We start from the raw sequence: 17,621 nt of genomic DNA, 5'->3' as shown, positions 1-17,621 counted from the left end.
GGATTGACAATGTTGATTAAAATGATCAGGTAAGCCGCATTCATCCCGCCAGCCGATGCAGGCAAGCAATCCGATCTACCGACCCAAAGGAAACCCACATGACCCGCAACTATCTTCTTTCAACGGCGCTTGGCCTTTGCATTGCGACCCCCGCACTGGCCGTAGAGCAGGCTGACGTGTTGACCACTTATGCCGATATCGCCGCTGCAAACTATGATGATGCGCGCATCACTGCGGTCGCGCTGCAATCCGCCGTTGACGCGCTGATTGCTGATCCATCCGCCGAAGCACTGCAAGCCGCAAAAACAGCATGGCTGGCGGCGCGTGTGCCTTACCAGCAGACCGAAGTTTTCCGTTTCGGCAACGCGATTGTCGATGACTGGGAAGGCAAAGTGAACGCGTGGCCACTGGACGAAGGTTTGATCGATTATGTTGATCTGTCTTATGGTGGTGCCACCGACGAAAACCACTTTGCCGCGTTGAACGTTGTGGCAAGCCCTGCATTCACATTGTCCGGCACCGAAGTCGACGCAAGTGCGATCACGCCAGAGCTGCTGGCGGAAACCCTGCACGAGGCAGACGGTGTCGAATCAAACGTCGCAACAGGCTATCACGCGATTGAATTCCTGCTGTGGGGTCAGGATCTGAACGGCCACGGCGCAGGTGCAGGCAGCCGCCCTTGGACAGACTACGCAGCGGGCGAAGATTGCACCGGCGGCAATTGTGACCGCCGCGCCGCGTATCTGAAAGCCGCGACTGATTTGCTGGTTTCCGATCTGGAATGGATGGCCGCGCAATGGGTCGAGGGCGGTGATGCACGCGCCGCATTGTCCGAAACCGATGCCACAGGGATTTCTGCAATCCTGACCGGCATGGGCTCACTGTCCTATGGTGAACAAGCGGGCGAACGTATGCGCCTTGGGCTGATGCTTAATGATCCGGAAGAAGAGCATGATTGCTTCTCTGACAACACGCACAACAGCCACTATTACGATGGCTTGGGCATCCAGAACGTTTACTTGGGCGAATACATCCGCGTTGATGGCACATTGGTAACAGGGCCATCGCTGTCTGATCTTGTGGCTGAAACCGATGCGGCATTGGACGCCGAAGTGCAAAGCAAACTGGCAACCACAATGCTGGCGCTTGGCCGGATCAAATCCACTGCCGAAGCAGGGTTTGCTTATGACCAGATGCTGGAACGCGGCAACGCGGGCGGAGAAGCCCTGATCATGGGCGGCGTGAACGGTCTGATTGACCAGACACGGTCGTTCGAGCGGGTTGTTGCGGCGCTGGGCGTTGATCAGATCGCGTTTGAAGGCTCTGATAGTCTGGATGCGCCAGAGGCCGTATTCAAGTAAATACCACAGGCGCGGTGCCACAAGGGGCCGCGCCAATTCACGAAAGAAAGATACGCTGTGCGGCTGACCTATTTCTTTGCAGGCCTCATGCTTGGATCGGCTGGCGTCGCGCAGGCGGGTGTCTTGGACGAGCCGCACTTGAACATCGTTGCGCGCACCGCCGATGAACAGGCGCGCGTTGATGCTGTGACCGCGCTAACATCGGATTTTACCGCGCCAGCCGCGTTCGAAGAAAACCCTGCAGGCGCCGCTACGGTGCGCGCGCGCCGCGATGCAGATGCGTTTTCGCAGGCTTCGGCCAATATCAGCTTTGAGGACGAACTGACGTTCAAGGTCGGCAACGGGTTTTTTCGCAAGCTTTGGGTGTCGTCACCATCATCGACATTGGCGTCAGACGGGCTTGGGCCGCTTTATAATGCGCGGTCCTGCCAGCGCTGCCATATCAAGGACGGGCGCGGGCATACGCCAGTTGATGCAGATGACAGTGCCGTGTCGCTGTTTTTGCGGATCTCAATTCCTGGCGGGTATGACGAAAAAACCGCTGATATCGAAGGCTATATCGCGACCCTGCCGGACCCGACCTATGGGAGCCAATTGCAGGATTTCGCGGTGCAGGGGCATCGGGCGGAATACCGGCTTGCAGTCAGCTATACCGAAACGCAGGTCGCATTGGCAGGCGGCGAGGTCGCGCAACTGCGCCAGCCCATATATGTGGCGGCTGATCTGGGCTATGGCCCGTTGCATCCCGACGCGATGATCAGCCCGCGCATTGCACCGCAAATGATAGGGCTTGGTCTGCTCGAGGCGATTCCGGCGGCGGATATTCTGGCCAATGCGGACCCCGATGATGCTGATGGCGATGGTGTGTCTGGGCGTCCGAATATCGTGTGGTCGTTGGAATTTGACCAGCCGATGCTGGGCCGCTTCGGGCTTAAGGCGGGGGCGCCCACAGTGCGCCAGCAATCGGCGGCTGCGTTTTCGGGAGATATCGGGATTTCATCGCCCTTGTTCCCGAATGGCGCGGGCGAATGCACCCAAGCCCAGCAGGATTGCCAGACCGCGCCACATGGTGACGGCGATGTGCGCGTCACCGAAGTTGATGAAACCGGCATGGATCTGATTACCTTTTACAGCCGCAATCTGGGTGTGCCCGCGCGCCGCAATGCGGATGACCCGCAGGTCTTGCGCGGCAAGCAGTTGTTTTACGAAACCCGCTGCACAGCCTGCCATACCCCCAGTTTTGTGACCCACCGTTTGGAACCGCAAACGGCCCAAAGTTTCCAGCTGATCTGGCCCTATTCGGATATGTTGCTGCATGACATGGGCGAAGGTTTGGCCGACCGCCGCCCCGAAGCCCGTGCCACGGGGACCGAATGGCGCACGCCGCCGCTTTGGGGGATCGGGATGACTGAACAAGTCAGCGGGCACAGTAATTTCTTGCATGATGGCCGCGCGCGCAATTTGTTAGAAGCCATCCTCTGGCATGGCGGCGAAGCACAGGTTATGCGTGATACAGTGGTTGCGATGACGCCCGCCGACCGCGCCGATCTGATCGCCTTTCTGGAGAGCCTATGAAACGTCTGTTTTGTGCAATCGCAATATTTTTGGGGGCAGGTGCTGTCAGCGCGCAATCGCTGTCAGATGTGACTGGCGCAGCCATTGACGCCCATATCTTGCCGCGGTTTGAACGGCTGGCGACAGATGCGCAGCAGCTTGCCAACGTGGCGCAGGATAATTGCGATGCCGCGTCGCCTGCGCTGCGCGCTGCCTACGGCACGGCCTTTGACGCATGGGTCGGGGTCAGCCACCTGCGTTTTGGCCCGACCGAGCACGATGACCGCGCCTTTGCGCTGGCGTTTTGGCCCGATAGCCGCGGCGTGACCCCGCGCAGTTTGCTGTCATTGATCGCGGACGAAGACCCGATTGGTCTGGATGCTGATGCCTATGCCGATGTGTCGATCGCCGCGCGCGGGTTCTATGCGCTGGAATTCCTGCTTTATGATGACGCGGCGCTGGCGGCGGGCGATGCGGCCTACCGCTGCGCGCTGGTCCAGACCGTGACTGCGGATATTGCCGCGCTCGCCAGTGCGATTGATGCGGATTGGCGCGGTACATACGCTGCGGATATGCGCGCGCCATCGCAAACGGGCCATTACCGCACCCAAGAAGAAGCCGCCCAAGAGCTGTTCAAAGCGGTATCCACGGGTTTGGAATTCTTGGGTGATACGCGTCTGGGCCGTCCGTTGGGCACGTTTGACCGCCCGCGTCCAACACGCGCCGAAGTCTGGCGCTCTGGCCGATCGGCGCACCATGTTGCGCTGTCACTGGCGGCGATTGGTGAACTGGCGCAGATTTTGGCAGCGGGTGATGCGCAGGTATCTGACGTGGTTGCGGACGGGTTTGCCCGCGCGCAAGCCCGCGTGGCGCAGCTTGATGATCCGGTATTTGCAGGTGTTACCGACCCTAGCGGGCGGTTCGCGATAGAGGTTCTCAAGCAATCGATCGATGCGATCCGCGCGACCGTGCGCAATGATCTGGGGCCAAAGCTGGGCGTTGTGGCAGGGTTCAACGCGCTGGACGGCGATTGATATGACCAGCAGGCGGCAGTTTTTAGCAGGGCTTTTGGCGACGGGGCTTGCGCCAACGCCGACATGGGCCGACGCCGGATCGCCGCAATTTGTTGCGGCGGCAGCCTTGCCCGACGGGTCCTATGTGCTGTGCGGGATCGGTGCGGGCGATGCGATTGTGTTCCAGATCCCGCTGCCCGCGCGCGGCCATGCGGCGGCGGCACATCCGACACGGCCCGAAGCCGTTGCCTTTGCCCGCCGCCCGGGGACATTTGCGACGGTGATTGATTGCGCAAGCGGCTTGCAGAAATCGACAATGACAGCGCCACGCGGGCGCCATTTCTACGGGCATGGCGCGTTTTCGGCGGATGGTGACTGGCTGTTGACGACCGAAAACGACTTTGAAGCCGGACAAGGGCGCATTGGCGTTTGGGATGTGCGGGCAGGCTATACCCGCGCGGGCGAATTTGCCAGCGGCGGGATCGGTCCGCATGAAATCAAACGTATGGGGGATAGCGATATTTTTGTGGTCGCCAATGGCGGGATCGACACGCATCCAGACAGCGGCCGCACAAAGCTCAATATCGCGACTATGGCCCCTAATCTGGCCTATCTGCACGATGGGCTGGTGGTCGAAACTGTGGCGCTTGCACCGGATATGCACAAGAATTCGATCCGTCATCTGGATGTCGCGGACGGGCAGGTGGCATTCGGGATGCAATGGCAGGGCGACGGTGACCCTGCGGTTTTGGCTGGGCTCCATCGGCAGGGGCAGCCGATTGTGCCGCTCGCGGCATCCGCGGACCACATGCGCGCGATGCGCGGCTATGTCGGCAGCATCGCGTTTTCACGTGCCGGTGATCAGGTTGCGGTGACATCGCCCGTGGGCGGGGTGACGCAGGTATTCGATGTCGCGACAAATGCGCTCAGCCATCAGATCGTGGCGGTTGACGCGGGCGGCGTTGCTGCACGTGGCGCGGGGTTCATTATCAGCAACGGGCAGGGGCAATTGGGCCAGATTGCCCAAGGGCAGCTACAGCTTGGGGCGCGCGCGCCGCTGGCTTGGGACAATCACATCGTGCCCGTCGGGGCGTAGCACATAGAAAGTTGTGCACCCCGCGCTTGCGCTGACGCGCGTGCATGACTAGATCAATCGTTGCCGTGGACGCCCTTGTGTGGCATGAAACATCAAACCATACTGAACGAAAGAGTTTAGATCGTGACAGACTATACCACCCGCCGCACAATGATGGTCGACACACAGGTGCGCCCTTCTGATGTAACCAAATTTCCGATCATTGACGCGATGCTGGCTGTGCCACGCGAACAGTTTGTCCCCGACAACCTGCGCGAAGCGGCCTATGTCGGCGAAAATATTGACATCGGCGGCGGTCGCACGGTGCTGGAACCGCGCACATTGGGCAAAATGCTGGATGCGCTCGATATCCAGCCGGGGCATGTGGCGTTGGATCTGGCCTGCGGGATGGGCTATTCCACTGCGGTGCTGGCGCATATGTGCGAATTTGTTGTGGCTGTCGAAGACAACGAAGCCCGCGCCGAAGAGGCGCAAACCCTGCTGTCTGCCCAAGGCATCGACAATGCGGCGGTCATGACAGGCCCCTTGGCTGAAGGTTCTGCAAAATCGGGGCCATTTGATATTATTATGGTGCAAGGCGCCGTCGAAACCGTGCCTGACGCGGTGCTTGCGCAGTTGCGTGACGGTGGCCGGATTGCCTGTATCTTTGCCGAGGGCAGCCTTGGCGTTGTGCGTGTCGGTCACAAGCTTGACGGCGTGGTGAACTGGCGGTTTGCCTTTAACGCAAGCGCACCTTTGGTCGCGGGTTTCACAAAAACGACGGAATTCGCGCTTTAATCCGTAGAATGACTGGCAAAGCGCGCAGCAAACAAACAAGTGAGAAACCCATGATCAAACGCAATCGGTTTGCTGCTGTCGCAGTCGCTTTTGTTGCTTTCGCAAGTCCGGCCGCGCAGGCGGAAACCCTGTCGGCGGCCTTGACGGCGGCCTATAATAATTCGGGTTTGCTGGAGCAAAACCGTGCCTTGCTGCGGGCCGCTGACGAAGATGTCGCGCTTGCGGTCGGGGCGACATTGCCGGTGATCAACTGGTCGATTTCCGCATCAAGTTCGATCAACAATGCCTTGCCTGCATCACAACGTGCGGCGACCAATACCGCAATTGCGGCGATCAGCGGCAGCTTTACGCTATATGACGGGGGCACCGGCCGTTTGGCGGTTGATGCGCAAAAAGAACTGGTGCTAAGCACCCGTCAGACCCTGATCGGCGTTGAACAGGATATTCTGCTGCGCGCAGTACAGGCCTATATGAATGTGCGCCGCGATCAGGAATTTGTGCAACTGCGCGAAAGCAACGTGCGCGTAATCACCCAAGAATTCCGCGCCGCCCAAGACCGGTTCGAAGTGGGCGAAGTGACCCGTACCGATGTCGCATCAGCCGAAGCGCGGCTTGCCGGTGCGCGCAGCCTGTTGGCAGCAGCCCAAGGGGCTTTGGTGAAGTCGATGGAAGAATATAACGCGGCTATCGGCCATATGCCCAGCGGTGCGGCGGCCGTGTCGCCCGCGCCAGTGTCGCAAACCGTGACAGAAGCCAAAGATTACGCCGTGCGCAACCACCCCAGCGTGCGCGAAGTCCAGCATACCGTTGCCGCCGCAGAGCTGAATATCCAGCGCGGTGAAGCGGCGGTCATGCCGTCGGTCACGATTGACGGATCCATTTCCACCAATCAGGATTCGGTTGAGGCCGGTCAAATCGGGATCAGCGTCGGCGGCCCGATTTATGCCGGTGGCCAGATCGCCAGCGCCATGCGGCAGCTGATCGCGCGCCGTGATGCGGCACGTTCGGGGCTATATCTGACCATGGCGAGCGTCGAACAGCAGGTTGGCAATGCCTATGCATCGTTGCAAATTGCGCGCGCATCGCGCGAAGCCTCTGACCGTCAGATTTCTGCGGCCCGCGTGGCATTTGAAGGCATCCGCGAGGAAGCAACGCTCGGGTCACGCACCACGCTCGAGGTATTGAACGCAGAGCAGGAACTGCTGGATGCCCAAGCCAGCCGCATTTCCAGTCAGGCAGACGAGGTGATCGCATCCTATGCGGTATTGGCCGCGATGGGGCTGTTGACAGCCGAACATCTGCGCCTGCCCGTGCAGCAATATGATCCAGCGGCCTATTACAATTTGGTCAAAGACGCGCCGCCGCTTTTGTCCGAGCAGGGCCGCGCGCTTGATCGGGTGCTGCGCGCGATTGGCGAAGAATAAGCTAATAGTTGTTTAACATCTCGTTATCAGTTAGCTTTTAACCAAGGCTACGGAACGAGGGAAACACCATGTCTCATACGGCACGCACGGGTAATGTTGACGATGCATTGCTAAGATCAGTGCGCAATCTGGTTTCTGTCCGTACCGGTGAACAACCCGCCCCGAGCGGTGTGATCGAACGTCTGATCCTGACACCGGCGTGGCGCGTGGATGTTCCGCAAGCGCCCGCGATGCCCGCACCGCAGGCTGAACCTGCAACAGATGCTCACGAAACCAACGAAGAACCTGCATTTCGGCATGCCGATGAGGTCAGCAAAATCCTTGTGCTTGAGCCGAACAACCGTTCAGAGCGCGCAGGGCTTGAGGCAACCATCGCCGAATTGGAAGCCGCAGTGACATCGCAGGCCGACGATTGGGAAGCCGATGAAGGCGAGAATTTAGATGATACCGAATGGGCTGCGGCGGCATTTCAGTCGCGGCTTGTTGATTCGTCAAAACTGCCCGAATACCCGCCGATCCTGCGCATGGCATTGGGTGATGAGCAAGAAGTCGCTGATGACGATGCCCCTGCCGTCGGTATCGACGAAGACGCGCTGCGCGAGCTGGTCGTTGAAATTGTGCATCAGGAACTTAGCGGCGAATTGGGTGAACGTATCACCCGCAACGTGCGCAAGCTGGTCCGCCGCGAGATCAACCGCGTTCTGGTGAGCAAGGGGCTCGACTAGATTTTCCCGGCAAGCGCAAGCAGCCTGTCCAGATCCATATGTGTTTCAAGATGCGCGGCAAGCGCGTCCAGCGTCTGTTCGACGCCGCGCCCGTAGTCATATGCAGCCACAGGTTTGCCAAGCGCCGCCAGAAATGCGGCTCTGAACCTGTCCGCCGCAAAAAGCCCGTGCACATAGCACCCCTTGACCCGCCCGTCGGGTGACGCGGCGCCTTCGGGCCGCCCGTCGAGCGACAGAAATGCCTGTGCGCAATCCGGCCCGTCGGTTTCGCCGATATGGATTTCATACCCGTCCACCGCATCGCCCGTCGGCAGATATGTCGCACGTGACAGGGCCAGCCGTTTTTGCGGTTTCATCACCGTTGTAACATCCAGATGGCCCAAGCCGTTGACACGGCTGGGCGGCCCTTCGATGCCGTCATCGTCGATGATCTGTCTGCCTAGCATCTGGTAGCCGCCGCAGATCCCCAAGACATGCCCGCCGCGCCTGATATGGGCCTGCAAATCGATATCCCAGCCCTGCGCGCGAAAATCGGCAAGATCGGCGATGGTGGATTTTGATCCGGGGATAATGACCAGATCCGCATCACCAGGCAGGGGCCGACCGGGGTTGATGATGTCAACACTGACGCCGGGGGTGGCTGACAGCGGGTCAAGATCGTCAAAATTGGCGATCCGGTTCAGGCGCGGCACGGCGATTTTGATTGCGCCGCTTTTGCGGCTGGCGATGTCCATCACATCTTCGGCGGGCAGGCGCCATGCGTCGCCAAACCAGGGGATCACCCCCAGATCGGCCCAGTCTGTGCGCGCCGCAATCGTGGCCATCCCGTCGGTGAAGAGGCTGGTATCGCCGCGAAATTTGTTGACGGCAAAGCCTTTGATCAAGGCGCGGTCATCGTCTGGCAACACCGCATGGGTGCCAACCAGTTGCGCGATGACGCCACCGCGATCAATGTCACCGACCAGCACAACAGGCACGTTTGCCGCAGCGGCAAAGCCCATATTGGCAATATCGCCCGCGCGCAGGTTTACTTCGGCGGGGCTGCCTGCGCCTTCGATGATCACCAGATCGCGCCCCTGTGCGATGCGCCGGAAACTGTCCAGAACTGCAGGCATCAACTGGGCTTTTTGTTTGCCGTAATCGCGCGCCCGTAGCGTGGCAAAGCGTTTGCCTTGCACGATGACTTGCGCGCCTGTGTCAGTTTCAGGCTTTAGCAGCACAGGGTTCATATCCACCAGCGGCGCGAGCCCGCAGGCAAGCGCCTGCAACGCCTGTGCGCGGCCGATTTCCCCCCCGTCGGCAGTGACGGCGGCATTGTTGGACATGTTTTGCGGCTTGAACGGCGCGACCGACAGTCCGCGTTTGACGCAGGCGCGCGCGATGCCCGCCACCAACATGGATTTCCCCACATTGGATCCTGCGCCTTGGATCATGATTGCTTTGGTCATTTGCGTCCTGCCAGTCCTGTTGCGCTAGGGATATGCAAACGCGGGCATTGCCACAAACAAAAACGCAGCCCCGAGGGGCCGCGCGTTCATAAAACTTTTACGAAGCTGTGCAATGTGCCTAGGCAGCGCGTGCTTCCTGTTCGGCCGCGTTGCGACGTTCGCTTTCTTCGCGTGACAGGGCAACAGAAGTGCGCACACCTTTGCCGACAAAATCCATCAAACCGCTGACAACACGTTCATTCGGGTCGATACCCGCGCATGACAACACCTCGCGCCCGTCGCGTGACCGCGCCCAGCGTGCGATTTGTTCCGGCCCGTTGCCGTATTTCTTGTCATCAGCAATCGCATCATCGAGTGCTGCAAGCACAACAGCAGCGAATAATTTGCGCGCACGGTTACCTTGTTCATTGTTAAAGGCGGTACCGTCGACAAAATCTCTCATCTTGCTTCCTTTATTTTGCTCTTGCAGTTCTTGCGTGACGGGCAATATGCATGTTTAAGCCCGATTCGGGGGCGCTCTTTTGGAATGGCAGCTATGCGTTTGGTGCATGGCTCCAAATGCTGTTTGCCTGATCTTGCCAGCCTATCACTGTAGATATATAGGCTTTCTCCAGCATCAATCAACCTTTCTCAAACGCGAAGTGAAGCCCCAAATGCCTAAAATTAACGGTAATGAAATCCGCCCAGGTAATGTGTTGGAACATGAAGGCGGTCTTTGGGCTGCTGTCAAAATCGACCACGTCAAACCCGGCAAGGGTGGCGCTTTTGCGCAAGTCGAGCTGAAAAACCTGCGCGATGGCCGCAAGCTGAACGAACGGTTCCGCTCTGCCGATAAGGTCGAGCGTGTGACGCTTGATCAAAAGGACCAGCAATTCCTGTTTGAAGCCGACGATATGCTGACCTTTATGGACAGCGAAACCTACGAGCAAATCGCGCTGCCTGCGGATATTCTGGGCGATCGCCGCCCGTTCTTGCAAGACGGCATGGTTGTTCATATCGAATATTACGGTGAAGAAGCGCTGAACGTGACTTTGCCGCTCAAGGTCGTGTGCAAAATCGCCGAGACAGAGCCTGTCGTCAAAGGCCAGACCGCCGCTAACAGCTTTAAGCCCGCAATTCTGGACAACGGCCTGCGCGTGATGATCCCGCCGTTTGTGGGGCAGGACGAAGATATCGTCGTGAACACCGAACTTTTCGAATATGTTGAACGCGCCTAGGTTTTACCGCCTGAAGTGTTGCAAAGGCCGCCCTTTGGGGCGGTCTTTCTTGTTTTTATGACCAGAAAACGCCATTTAGGTCGTATAAAATCAAGAGGAGCCGCCGTGAACAGCAACCGCAATTCCCCCCTTGGCAGGGCGTTTGAACAGCAGTTTTCCCAAAGCAATCTGGTTTCCGGCGGGTTCGGGTTTCAATGCGGCGGTGGCGCGCCGGAAATCTATGTGGGCGGCACCAAAAGCCGCACCGACCTGACGCCGGTTCCCGTTGATGCCGCGTGGCACATCGGATCAATTACCAAGACATTTACCGCCGCTTTGGTGCTGATGCTGGCGCAGGACGGGCAGATCGACATTGACGCACCTGTTGCGACCTATTTTGACGCAGAAAACATGCATTCCGATTGGCGGGCGCTGACGCTCGCGCAGGTTCTGGGGCATCGTGCCGGAATACAACCCAACCCGAACCGCGCGGATATGCTGGCGCTATATGCCGGAAAACAAGACCGGCACCAGTTGCTGTCGGCACAGTGGCGTGCGCCATTGCCGGGAAAGCCAGGTGCATTCCAATATTCCAATATCGGCTATATTTTTGCGGCCTATGTGATTGAAACGGTGACAGGGCAGTCGTGGGAAGACCTGCTGCGCGCGCGCATCATAAATCCGCTTGGTTTGTCGTCGTTTGGCATCGGCCCGCCTGCCGGTTTGCGCGGGCACCGGTCTGCATTGGGTCTGTTCAAGCGCCCCGTCGCCCCACAAGCGCCCCGCGCCGACAACCCGCCGGTGTTTACGCCTGCGGGGCGGATGCATCTGTCGATTGCGGATATGTTGACATGGGGCCGGTTTTTGCTGTCGGCAGAGCAGGGCGATAATGCGCAGCTTGCCCGCGCGCATATGCAGCGGATGACCGACACGCTTGGCGGCGATTATGGCATGGGGCTGATGCGGTTTGGTATTCCCGGCACGGGCCAGATGGCATGGGGGCATGACGGGTCGAACCGGCTTTGGTACGGGCTTCTGGCAATCGTTCCCGCACAAAACGCGGTCGGTTTTGTGATCAGTGGCGAAGGTCGGATGCGCAAAGTCGCAAAGCTGGGGATCGCGCTGATGGCGCAGGCGCTGAACGCTAAAGCGTGATCCGCGCCGTCGCGGCGGTCATCGGTCCGGTGGCCCTGTCAAACCGCAGATAGGCAAGCGCGCGTCCGCCGGATTGCGTGAAAACTGTGCCGGCCTCTTTGCCGTCGGCGGTTTCGATCACTGTGCCTACAGGGGCCGCGCCGTCAATTTTGACCTGCACCAATCCTTTACGCAGCGTGGTCTTGTGCTTCATCCGCGCAATAATTTCCTGACCGACATAGCAGCCCTTTTTGAAATCCACGCCGTGGAGCGGCTCGAACCCCGTCTCAAGGATATAGGTTTCAGGGGTAAGTTCGATCCCCGTTTCAGGGATGATATGGGCGACACGCAGCGCGTCCCAATCAGTGTCATCGCTGACATCCGCGTCGCCATAGGCGCGCCAGCCCATGTCAGGGTGGCGCGGGTCCTGCAGCGCATCGGCGGGGGCGGGGCCAGTGCCGCGCGACACGATCAGCGGGGTTTCTTCAATCGTGACGGCCGCGCGCAGACGGTACATCATCAACCGCTGTGCGAGCGTCGGGGCGTGGCTGGTGGCGACATCAACCAACAGCCTGTCATCCTGACCGATAACAAAGAAATCGGCGATATATTTGCCCTGTGGCGTCAACAGGGCGGCGTAGATGATCCCGCCTTGCGCGCGGGCGACATCATTTGTGACCAGCCCTTGCAGGAACGTGACGCGGTCCGCGCCGCCAATGGCCAGAACGGTACGATCAGTCATTATCTTCGCTTTCGGCTTGCGAGAATTGCAAATTGTAAAGATCCGCGTAGATGCCCCCACGCGCCAGCAATTCATCATGAGTGCCTTGATCGATGACGCGGCCATGATCCATGACCACGATGGAGTCGGCGTTGCGAACGGTGGACAGCCGGTGCGCGATCACAAGCGTTGTGCGCCCTGCGGAAAGCTGTTCCAGCGCGGCTTGGACGATGGCTTCGGACTTTGTATCAAGCGCGCTTGTGGCCTCGTCGAGCAGCAGGATCGGCGTGTCACGCAAAAGCGCGCGGGCAATGGCCACCCGCTGGCGTTGCCCGCCCGACAGGTTCGACCCGCGCGGACCCGCAGGGCTATCAAGCCCGTCGGGCAGCAACGGCAGAAAATCACTGACATGGGCCGCATCCAGCACGGCCTGAAGATGCGCGTCAGTGACATCTTCGCGGCCCAAAAGGATATTGTCGCGCAGGGTTTCGTCAAAGAGCGCAGCATCCTGACTGACCACCGAAAACTGGCCACGCAGTTCGGTCAGGTCAAAGTCCTTGATCTGCGTGCCATCAATCGTGATATCGCCCGTGCCGGGTTCGACCAATCGGGTGAGCACGTTAAAAATCGTGCTTTTGCCCGCGCCTGATGCGCCAACCAGCGCCGTTGTTTTTCCTGCCTTGGCCACAAATCCCGCACCGCGCAGCACCGGCAATTCGCCGTATTGCATATTGACGTCACGCAGCACAATTTCGGGGCAGCCTTGTGCGGCTTTCGCAGGTATCTTGGGGGATACGATGGACGGCTTCAGGTTCAGTACCTCTTGCAGCCGTTCCACGCTGGCGGCGGCCATTTGCCATTGGCCGCTCATGGCACCAAGACGGCGCAACGGATCAAAGGCCAAAGACATCGACGTGAAAAACGCCATGAATTCGCCATTGGTTTTTTCGCCGGACATGATTTCAACGCCACCATAAAGCATCACGCCCATGAACCCGATGCCTGTCATGATATCAATCAGCGCAGGCACGGCGGATTGGCCCGCGGCGGTGCGCATATCGGCCCTGACCCCTTCTTTGATCAGCGCGTCATAGCGGCCGCCCTGATAGTTTTCGAGCGCGTTCAGCTTGATCGGGTTGATGCCGTGGAATACCTCGTCCAGCCGCGTCGATATCTTGCCCGCAATTTCGCGCGAATTGCGCGCGCGCCTGCGGATATAGGATTGCACCAGCAGCGACGGCATGACCAGCATCGGGATGCCGACCACAGCGATCAGCGTCCATTGCCAGTCAATCCAAAGCGCCACACCAAACAGGCCGATCACGGAAATCAGGTCGCGGCCAAGGGCTGTGATGATCCCGCTCCAGACGGAATTGATTGATCCGACATCGCCTTGCACCCGTTCGATCAGCTGGCCCGGCGGGTGAATGGCGTAAAACCCGCTATCAAGCGTCATCATATGCCGTAGCAGGTGCTTGCGCATGCTTGCGGCTGTCAATTGCACGACCAGCGTCATCAGCAAGCGTTGCGCCGTTGCCGTCAGGGCGCGCACGATAAAGATGCCCAATATCCCGAAAGCCACGAAATAAAGCGCGCTTTCGTCTGCGGCGGCAAAGACATCATCGAACATCGGCTGGATCATCCGCGAGATCAGCGCGAGCATCGACCCTTCGATCATCATAAAGAAGATCGCCGCAACCAAGAGCCATTTTTGCGGGCGCAGATAATCCTTCCACAACCACCAGAACAGGGTGACCGCCGATTGCGATTTGCTGGGGTCTTTGGGCGGGATAGGCGCGGCCATCGCGTGTCCTTTGGATCAGGTTCATGCACGTCTAATATCAAATAGGGGGGCGGGGCAAGTTCGCTAGGCTTGACCCCGTCCGGCTTGGCGATAGTGTCTGCGCATAACCACTATTGAAAGCAGCCCCATGTCTTTGTCATACGGTCGCCCCTATCTGGCGATTCCCGGTCCTTCGGTGATTCCCGACCCTGTTTTGCAGGCCATGCACCGCGCATCGCCCAATATCTACGAAGGCGAATTGCACGATCTGACCCACAGCCTGATCCCCGATCTAAAATCGGTGGCGCTGACCGATCACAATGTGGCGATCTATATCGGCAACGGACACGCCGCATGGGAGGCCGCGCTGGCCAATGTGATAGCCGCGGGTGACAAGGTGCTGGTGCTGGCGACCGGCCGGTTTGGTATCGGCTGGAGCGAGATTGCCGAAGGTCTGGGCGCCAAGGTTGAAATCATCGATTTCGGGGCGCAAACGGCGATTGATCTCGACCGTGCCGAACAGGCGCTTGCAGCGGATCAGGACGGCCGGATCAAGGCGGTTCTGGCGGTACATGTGGACACATCGACAAGTGTCAAAAGCGATATCGCAGGGCTGCGCGCGGTGCTTGACCGCACCGGTCACCCCGCGCTGTTGATGGCTGATTGCATTGCGTCGCTGGGATGTGACCGGTTTGAAATGGATGGCTGGGGCGTTGATGTGATGGTGTCCGCCTGCCAAAAGGGGTTGATGACGCCCGCCGGTATCAGCTTTGTGTTTTTCAACGACAAGGCGGGCGCAGCCCAAAACACAGCCGTATCGCGCTATTGGGATTGGCGGCCACGGGTGAAGCCTGAAGTCTATTACCAATATTTTGCAGGGACAGCGCCTACGCATCATCTTTACGGGCTGCGCGCCGCGCTTGACCTGATCAAATCCGAAGGGTTGGACGCCGTATTTGCCCGCCACGCCAAAATCGCCCAAACCGTCTGGGCCGCCGTCGATGTGTGGGGGGCTGACGGGCCGATGAAACTGAACGTCGCGAACCCTGCGCAACGGTCGCACGCGGTCACATCCATCGCGATGGGATCAGACGCGGCGCTGGAGCTGCGCCGCTGGACCGAACATAAATGCGGGCTGACGCTGGGCATCGGGCTGGGCCGCGTCCCCGAAGAGCATTACTTCCGCATCGGCCATATGGGCCATGTCAGCGGTCATATGATCATGGGCGCGCTGGGTACAATTGATGCAGGGCTCAAAGCACTCAACATCCCGCACGGGCGCGGCGCGCTTGATGCGGCGTCCGAGGTGATTGCGACGGCCTAGATGGTGGGTGGAGCAAGGCACACATGCGTTCGACTAATTTTGTAAGCCTAATTGGCATTGCGTAAGCTGCATGAGGCGTTGCAAGCCCGATACAAATGTACTTGTGTGCAGCTCTGAGGCTGAAATCTATTTGCCATACCCCGCCATTTAAGTACAATTAGAACGTATTTATTTTCTGGAGAATTAACATGAAGATTTCTATTTTTGGTGCTTTGATTGTGGCTGCACTGTCGACATCGGCAACAGCGGGTAGTGTTGCAGGGCCTGTTGTTGAGGCTCCGGTAGTTGCGCCTGCTATGGCAGCGTCCACTCCGACTGCTGATTGGGGTGGTTTCTACGGCGGTCTATCCTACGGTCAAGCGACCGGAGAAACGAACTATTACTCTGCCCCCGGCGTTTTCGATAACGGAGACTATGTCGTGGAGGGCAATTTGCCTGGCCTATTTGCGGGCTACAATGTTCAGCGCGGTAACCTGGTTTATGGTGGCGAGTTAAGCGCCGTGTTTGGTGAAGTTCGCGGAACTCCAGACGGTTTCGAAGAGCAGCAGTATGAGGGTGTAATTGATCTCAAAGCACGGGGCGGCTATGCCTTTGGCAGTGCGTTAGTCTATGGCTCGCTCGGCTACAGCGTTTCTCCGTTTGCTGAAGATGGCGAACCACTTCAAGCTATGACCGGGTTGGGTTACGGCGTTGGGGTGGATTACCAAATCGCGGAGCGGTACGTTATTGGTGCTGAGTTCTATCGTCGTGAATTGAACGGAACGCTTGATTATGCGCCAACATATGAGTTGGACGATTCAGGATTTGATACGTTCTCAGTGCGCCTTGGCATGCAATTCTAAACTAATTGTGAGCCGCCAGTTTTCGCCGACCTTTGTGGAAATCAAAGGTCGGCGTTTTTGTTGCCGGCACCTAGAGTTAACCTATGACATTGTGTCCAGCGCCTTTGGCAGCGCCTCCGCAAACCTATCCATTTCCGCTGGCGTGCCGCAGCTAATGCGGATGCAGCGGTCTTGGGGGGCGACGAAGGGCATGCGTACGAAAATGCCTTGGGCGATCAGGGCCGCCAGAACACGACGCGCGAAATTGCCGTCCTGGCCGCAGTCGATCGCGACAAAATTGGTGGCAGAGGGCAGGGCGGTCAGCCCGTTGTCTGCTGCGATTTGGGTGATCCGGTCGCGGGCCTGTGCGATTTGGGTTTGGATATGCGCAAGCCAGTCGTGATCGGCCAGCGCCGCCAGCGCGCCAGCCTGCGAAATCCGGCCCATGCCAAAGTGGTTGCGTACCTTGTTGAAAGCGTCAATCACCTCAGCCGCGCCAATCGCATAGCCCACGCGCGCGCCTGCCATGCCGTGCGCCTTTGAAAATGTGCGCATCCGGATCAGGTTCGGATTGTCGATCTGCATTGCGGGGGCGGTGCCTGCGGGGGCCATCTCGATATAGGCTTCGTCAAGCACGAGCAATGACCCGTCGGGTACATCCGCGATCATCTGGTCGATCACATCCGCGTTGTGCCATGTCCCCATCGGGTTGTCGGGGTTGGCGATATAGATCAGCTTGGCGCCGACTTCGCGCGCCTTGGCGATCAGGGATGCGGGGTCTTCATGGTCGTCAAGATAGGGCACCTTGTGCAGCACCCCACCAAACCCCGCGACGTGGTAATTGAACGTCGGATAGGCCCCGTCTGATGTCACGACAGGATCATTTTGCCCGACATAAAGCCGCACAAGCACGCCAAGCAGCGTGTCGATACCTTCGCCAACCATAATGTTTTCAGGTGCTACCCCGTGGTGCACGGCCAAGGCTATGCGCAAATCATGGCTTTCGGGGTCGGCGTACATCCAGACCTCTGACGCGGCTTTTTGCATTGCCGCAATCGCGCGCGGCGAAGGGCCGAACGTGTTTTCATTGGCCCCAAGGCGGGCGATGAAGGGTTTGCCATTCGCGCGCTCGGCGGCCTCTGGGCCGACAAAAGGGACAGAGGCGGGCAAGGATCGGGCGAGAGCGGTCAGGGCTGGTTTTGTCATGGCGCTAGATAAGCTGGGACTTGAAACCAATGCAATCG

General features: G+C 58.9%; 16 protein-coding genes. 11 read left to right on the top strand and 5 right to left on the bottom strand.

The window, feature by feature from the left end:
- Positions 1–98 precede the first annotated feature (98 nt).
- From BM320_RS10785 to BM320_RS10755, 7 genes are all read left to right on the top strand, one after another.
- A complete protein-coding gene (locus BM320_RS10785; RefSeq protein WP_090199802.1) occupies positions 99–1,361 on the top strand; it encodes an imelysin family protein in 1,263 nt (420 codons plus the stop codon).
- A gap of 87 nt (positions 1,362–1,448) precedes the next feature.
- Complete coding sequence (locus BM320_RS10780; protein WP_090200589.1) at positions 1,449–2,936, top strand: di-heme oxidoreductase family protein; 1,488 nt, start codon at positions 1,449–1,451, stop codon at positions 2,934–2,936.
- Positions 2,933–3,949 carry an imelysin family protein gene (locus BM320_RS10775; RefSeq protein ID WP_090199799.1) on the top strand — a complete coding sequence of 339 codons (1,017 nt, stop codon included), beginning with the start codon at positions 2,933–2,935 and terminating at the stop codon, positions 3,947–3,949. The genes BM320_RS10780 and BM320_RS10775 overlap by 4 nt, the downstream gene beginning before the upstream one ends.
- Before the next feature lies 1 nt (position 3,950).
- Positions 3,951–5,024 carry a DUF1513 domain-containing protein gene (locus tag BM320_RS10770; protein WP_090200587.1) on the top strand — a complete coding sequence of 358 codons (1,074 nt, stop codon included), beginning with the start codon at positions 3,951–3,953 and terminating at the stop codon, positions 5,022–5,024.
- Positions 5,025–5,174: 150 nt separating this feature from the next.
- Positions 5,175–5,801, top strand: a complete 627-nt coding sequence (locus BM320_RS10765; protein WP_090200585.1) for a protein-L-isoaspartate O-methyltransferase family protein — start codon at positions 5,175–5,177, stop codon at positions 5,799–5,801.
- A 50-nt stretch (positions 5,802–5,851) separates the two neighbouring features.
- Positions 5,852–7,225, top strand: coding sequence for a TolC family outer membrane protein (locus BM320_RS10760; protein ID WP_090200583.1), 1,374 nt, complete (start codon positions 5,852–5,854; stop codon positions 7,223–7,225).
- 68 nt (positions 7,226–7,293) lie between these two features.
- Positions 7,294–7,950: a hypothetical protein gene (locus tag BM320_RS10755; RefSeq protein WP_090199797.1), complete on the top strand. Its 657-nt coding sequence runs from the start codon at positions 7,294–7,296 to the stop codon at positions 7,948–7,950.
- Here the strand turns inward: BM320_RS10755 and BM320_RS10750 are convergent.
- Positions 7,947–9,398, bottom strand: a complete 1,452-nt coding sequence (locus BM320_RS10750) for a cobyric acid synthase (protein ID WP_090199795.1) — start codon at positions 9,396–9,398, stop codon at positions 7,947–7,949. The two genes, BM320_RS10755 and BM320_RS10750, sit on opposite strands and share 4 nt — an antisense overlap.
- 118 nt (positions 9,399–9,516) lie before the next feature.
- Positions 9,517–9,840, bottom strand: coding sequence for a DUF6280 family protein (locus BM320_RS10745; protein ID WP_090199793.1), 324 nt, complete (start codon positions 9,838–9,840; stop codon positions 9,517–9,519).
- Between the two features lie 211 nt (positions 9,841–10,051).
- Here BM320_RS10745 and efp point away from each other — a divergent pair, with 211 nt between their 5' ends.
- Positions 10,052–10,615 (top strand): elongation factor P, encoded by a 564-nt coding sequence (gene efp, locus BM320_RS10740; RefSeq protein ID WP_090199791.1) that lies wholly within the window; start codon positions 10,052–10,054, stop codon positions 10,613–10,615.
- Between the two features lie 105 nt (positions 10,616–10,720).
- Positions 10,721–11,749, top strand: coding sequence for a serine hydrolase domain-containing protein (locus BM320_RS10735; RefSeq protein ID WP_165615031.1), 1,029 nt, complete (start codon positions 10,721–10,723; stop codon positions 11,747–11,749).
- Here BM320_RS10735 and ygfZ read toward each other — a convergent pair.
- Both ygfZ and BM320_RS10725 read right to left on the bottom strand, forming a co-directional pair.
- Positions 11,739–12,470 (bottom strand): CAF17-like 4Fe-4S cluster assembly/insertion protein YgfZ, encoded by a 732-nt coding sequence (gene ygfZ, locus BM320_RS10730; protein ID WP_090199787.1) that lies wholly within the window; start codon positions 12,468–12,470, stop codon positions 11,739–11,741. The two genes, BM320_RS10735 and ygfZ, sit on opposite strands and share 11 nt — an antisense overlap.
- Entirely contained in the window at positions 12,463–14,253 is a 1,791-nt protein-coding gene (locus BM320_RS10725; protein WP_090199785.1) for an ABC transporter ATP-binding protein, read from the bottom strand. Before BM320_RS10725 ends, ygfZ begins: the two co-directional genes overlap by 8 nt.
- A gap of 127 nt (positions 14,254–14,380) precedes the next feature.
- On the opposite strand from BM320_RS10725, the gene BM320_RS10720 reads away from it, so the two are divergent.
- Positions 14,381–15,556, top strand: coding sequence for a pyridoxal-phosphate-dependent aminotransferase family protein (locus tag BM320_RS10720; protein WP_090199783.1), 1,176 nt, complete (start codon positions 14,381–14,383; stop codon positions 15,554–15,556).
- Positions 15,557–15,744: 188 nt separating this feature from the next.
- Positions 15,745–16,398, top strand: coding sequence for an outer membrane protein (locus tag BM320_RS10715; RefSeq protein ID WP_090199781.1), 654 nt, complete (start codon positions 15,745–15,747; stop codon positions 16,396–16,398).
- An 81-nt stretch (positions 16,399–16,479) separates the two neighbouring features.
- On the opposite strand, the gene BM320_RS10710 is transcribed toward BM320_RS10715, so the two are convergent.
- A complete protein-coding gene (locus tag BM320_RS10710) occupies positions 16,480–17,583 on the bottom strand; it encodes a pyridoxal phosphate-dependent aminotransferase (protein ID WP_090199779.1) in 1,104 nt (367 codons plus the stop codon).
- Positions 17,584–17,621: the final 38 nt, after the last annotated feature.

The organism is Yoonia tamlensis, assembly GCF_900115105.1.
GTDB lineage: Bacteria > Pseudomonadota > Alphaproteobacteria > Rhodobacterales > Rhodobacteraceae > Yoonia > Yoonia tamlensis.
The sequence above is the reverse complement of the archived record's forward strand: the minus strand, read 5'-3'. Positions and strand labels throughout refer to the sequence as shown.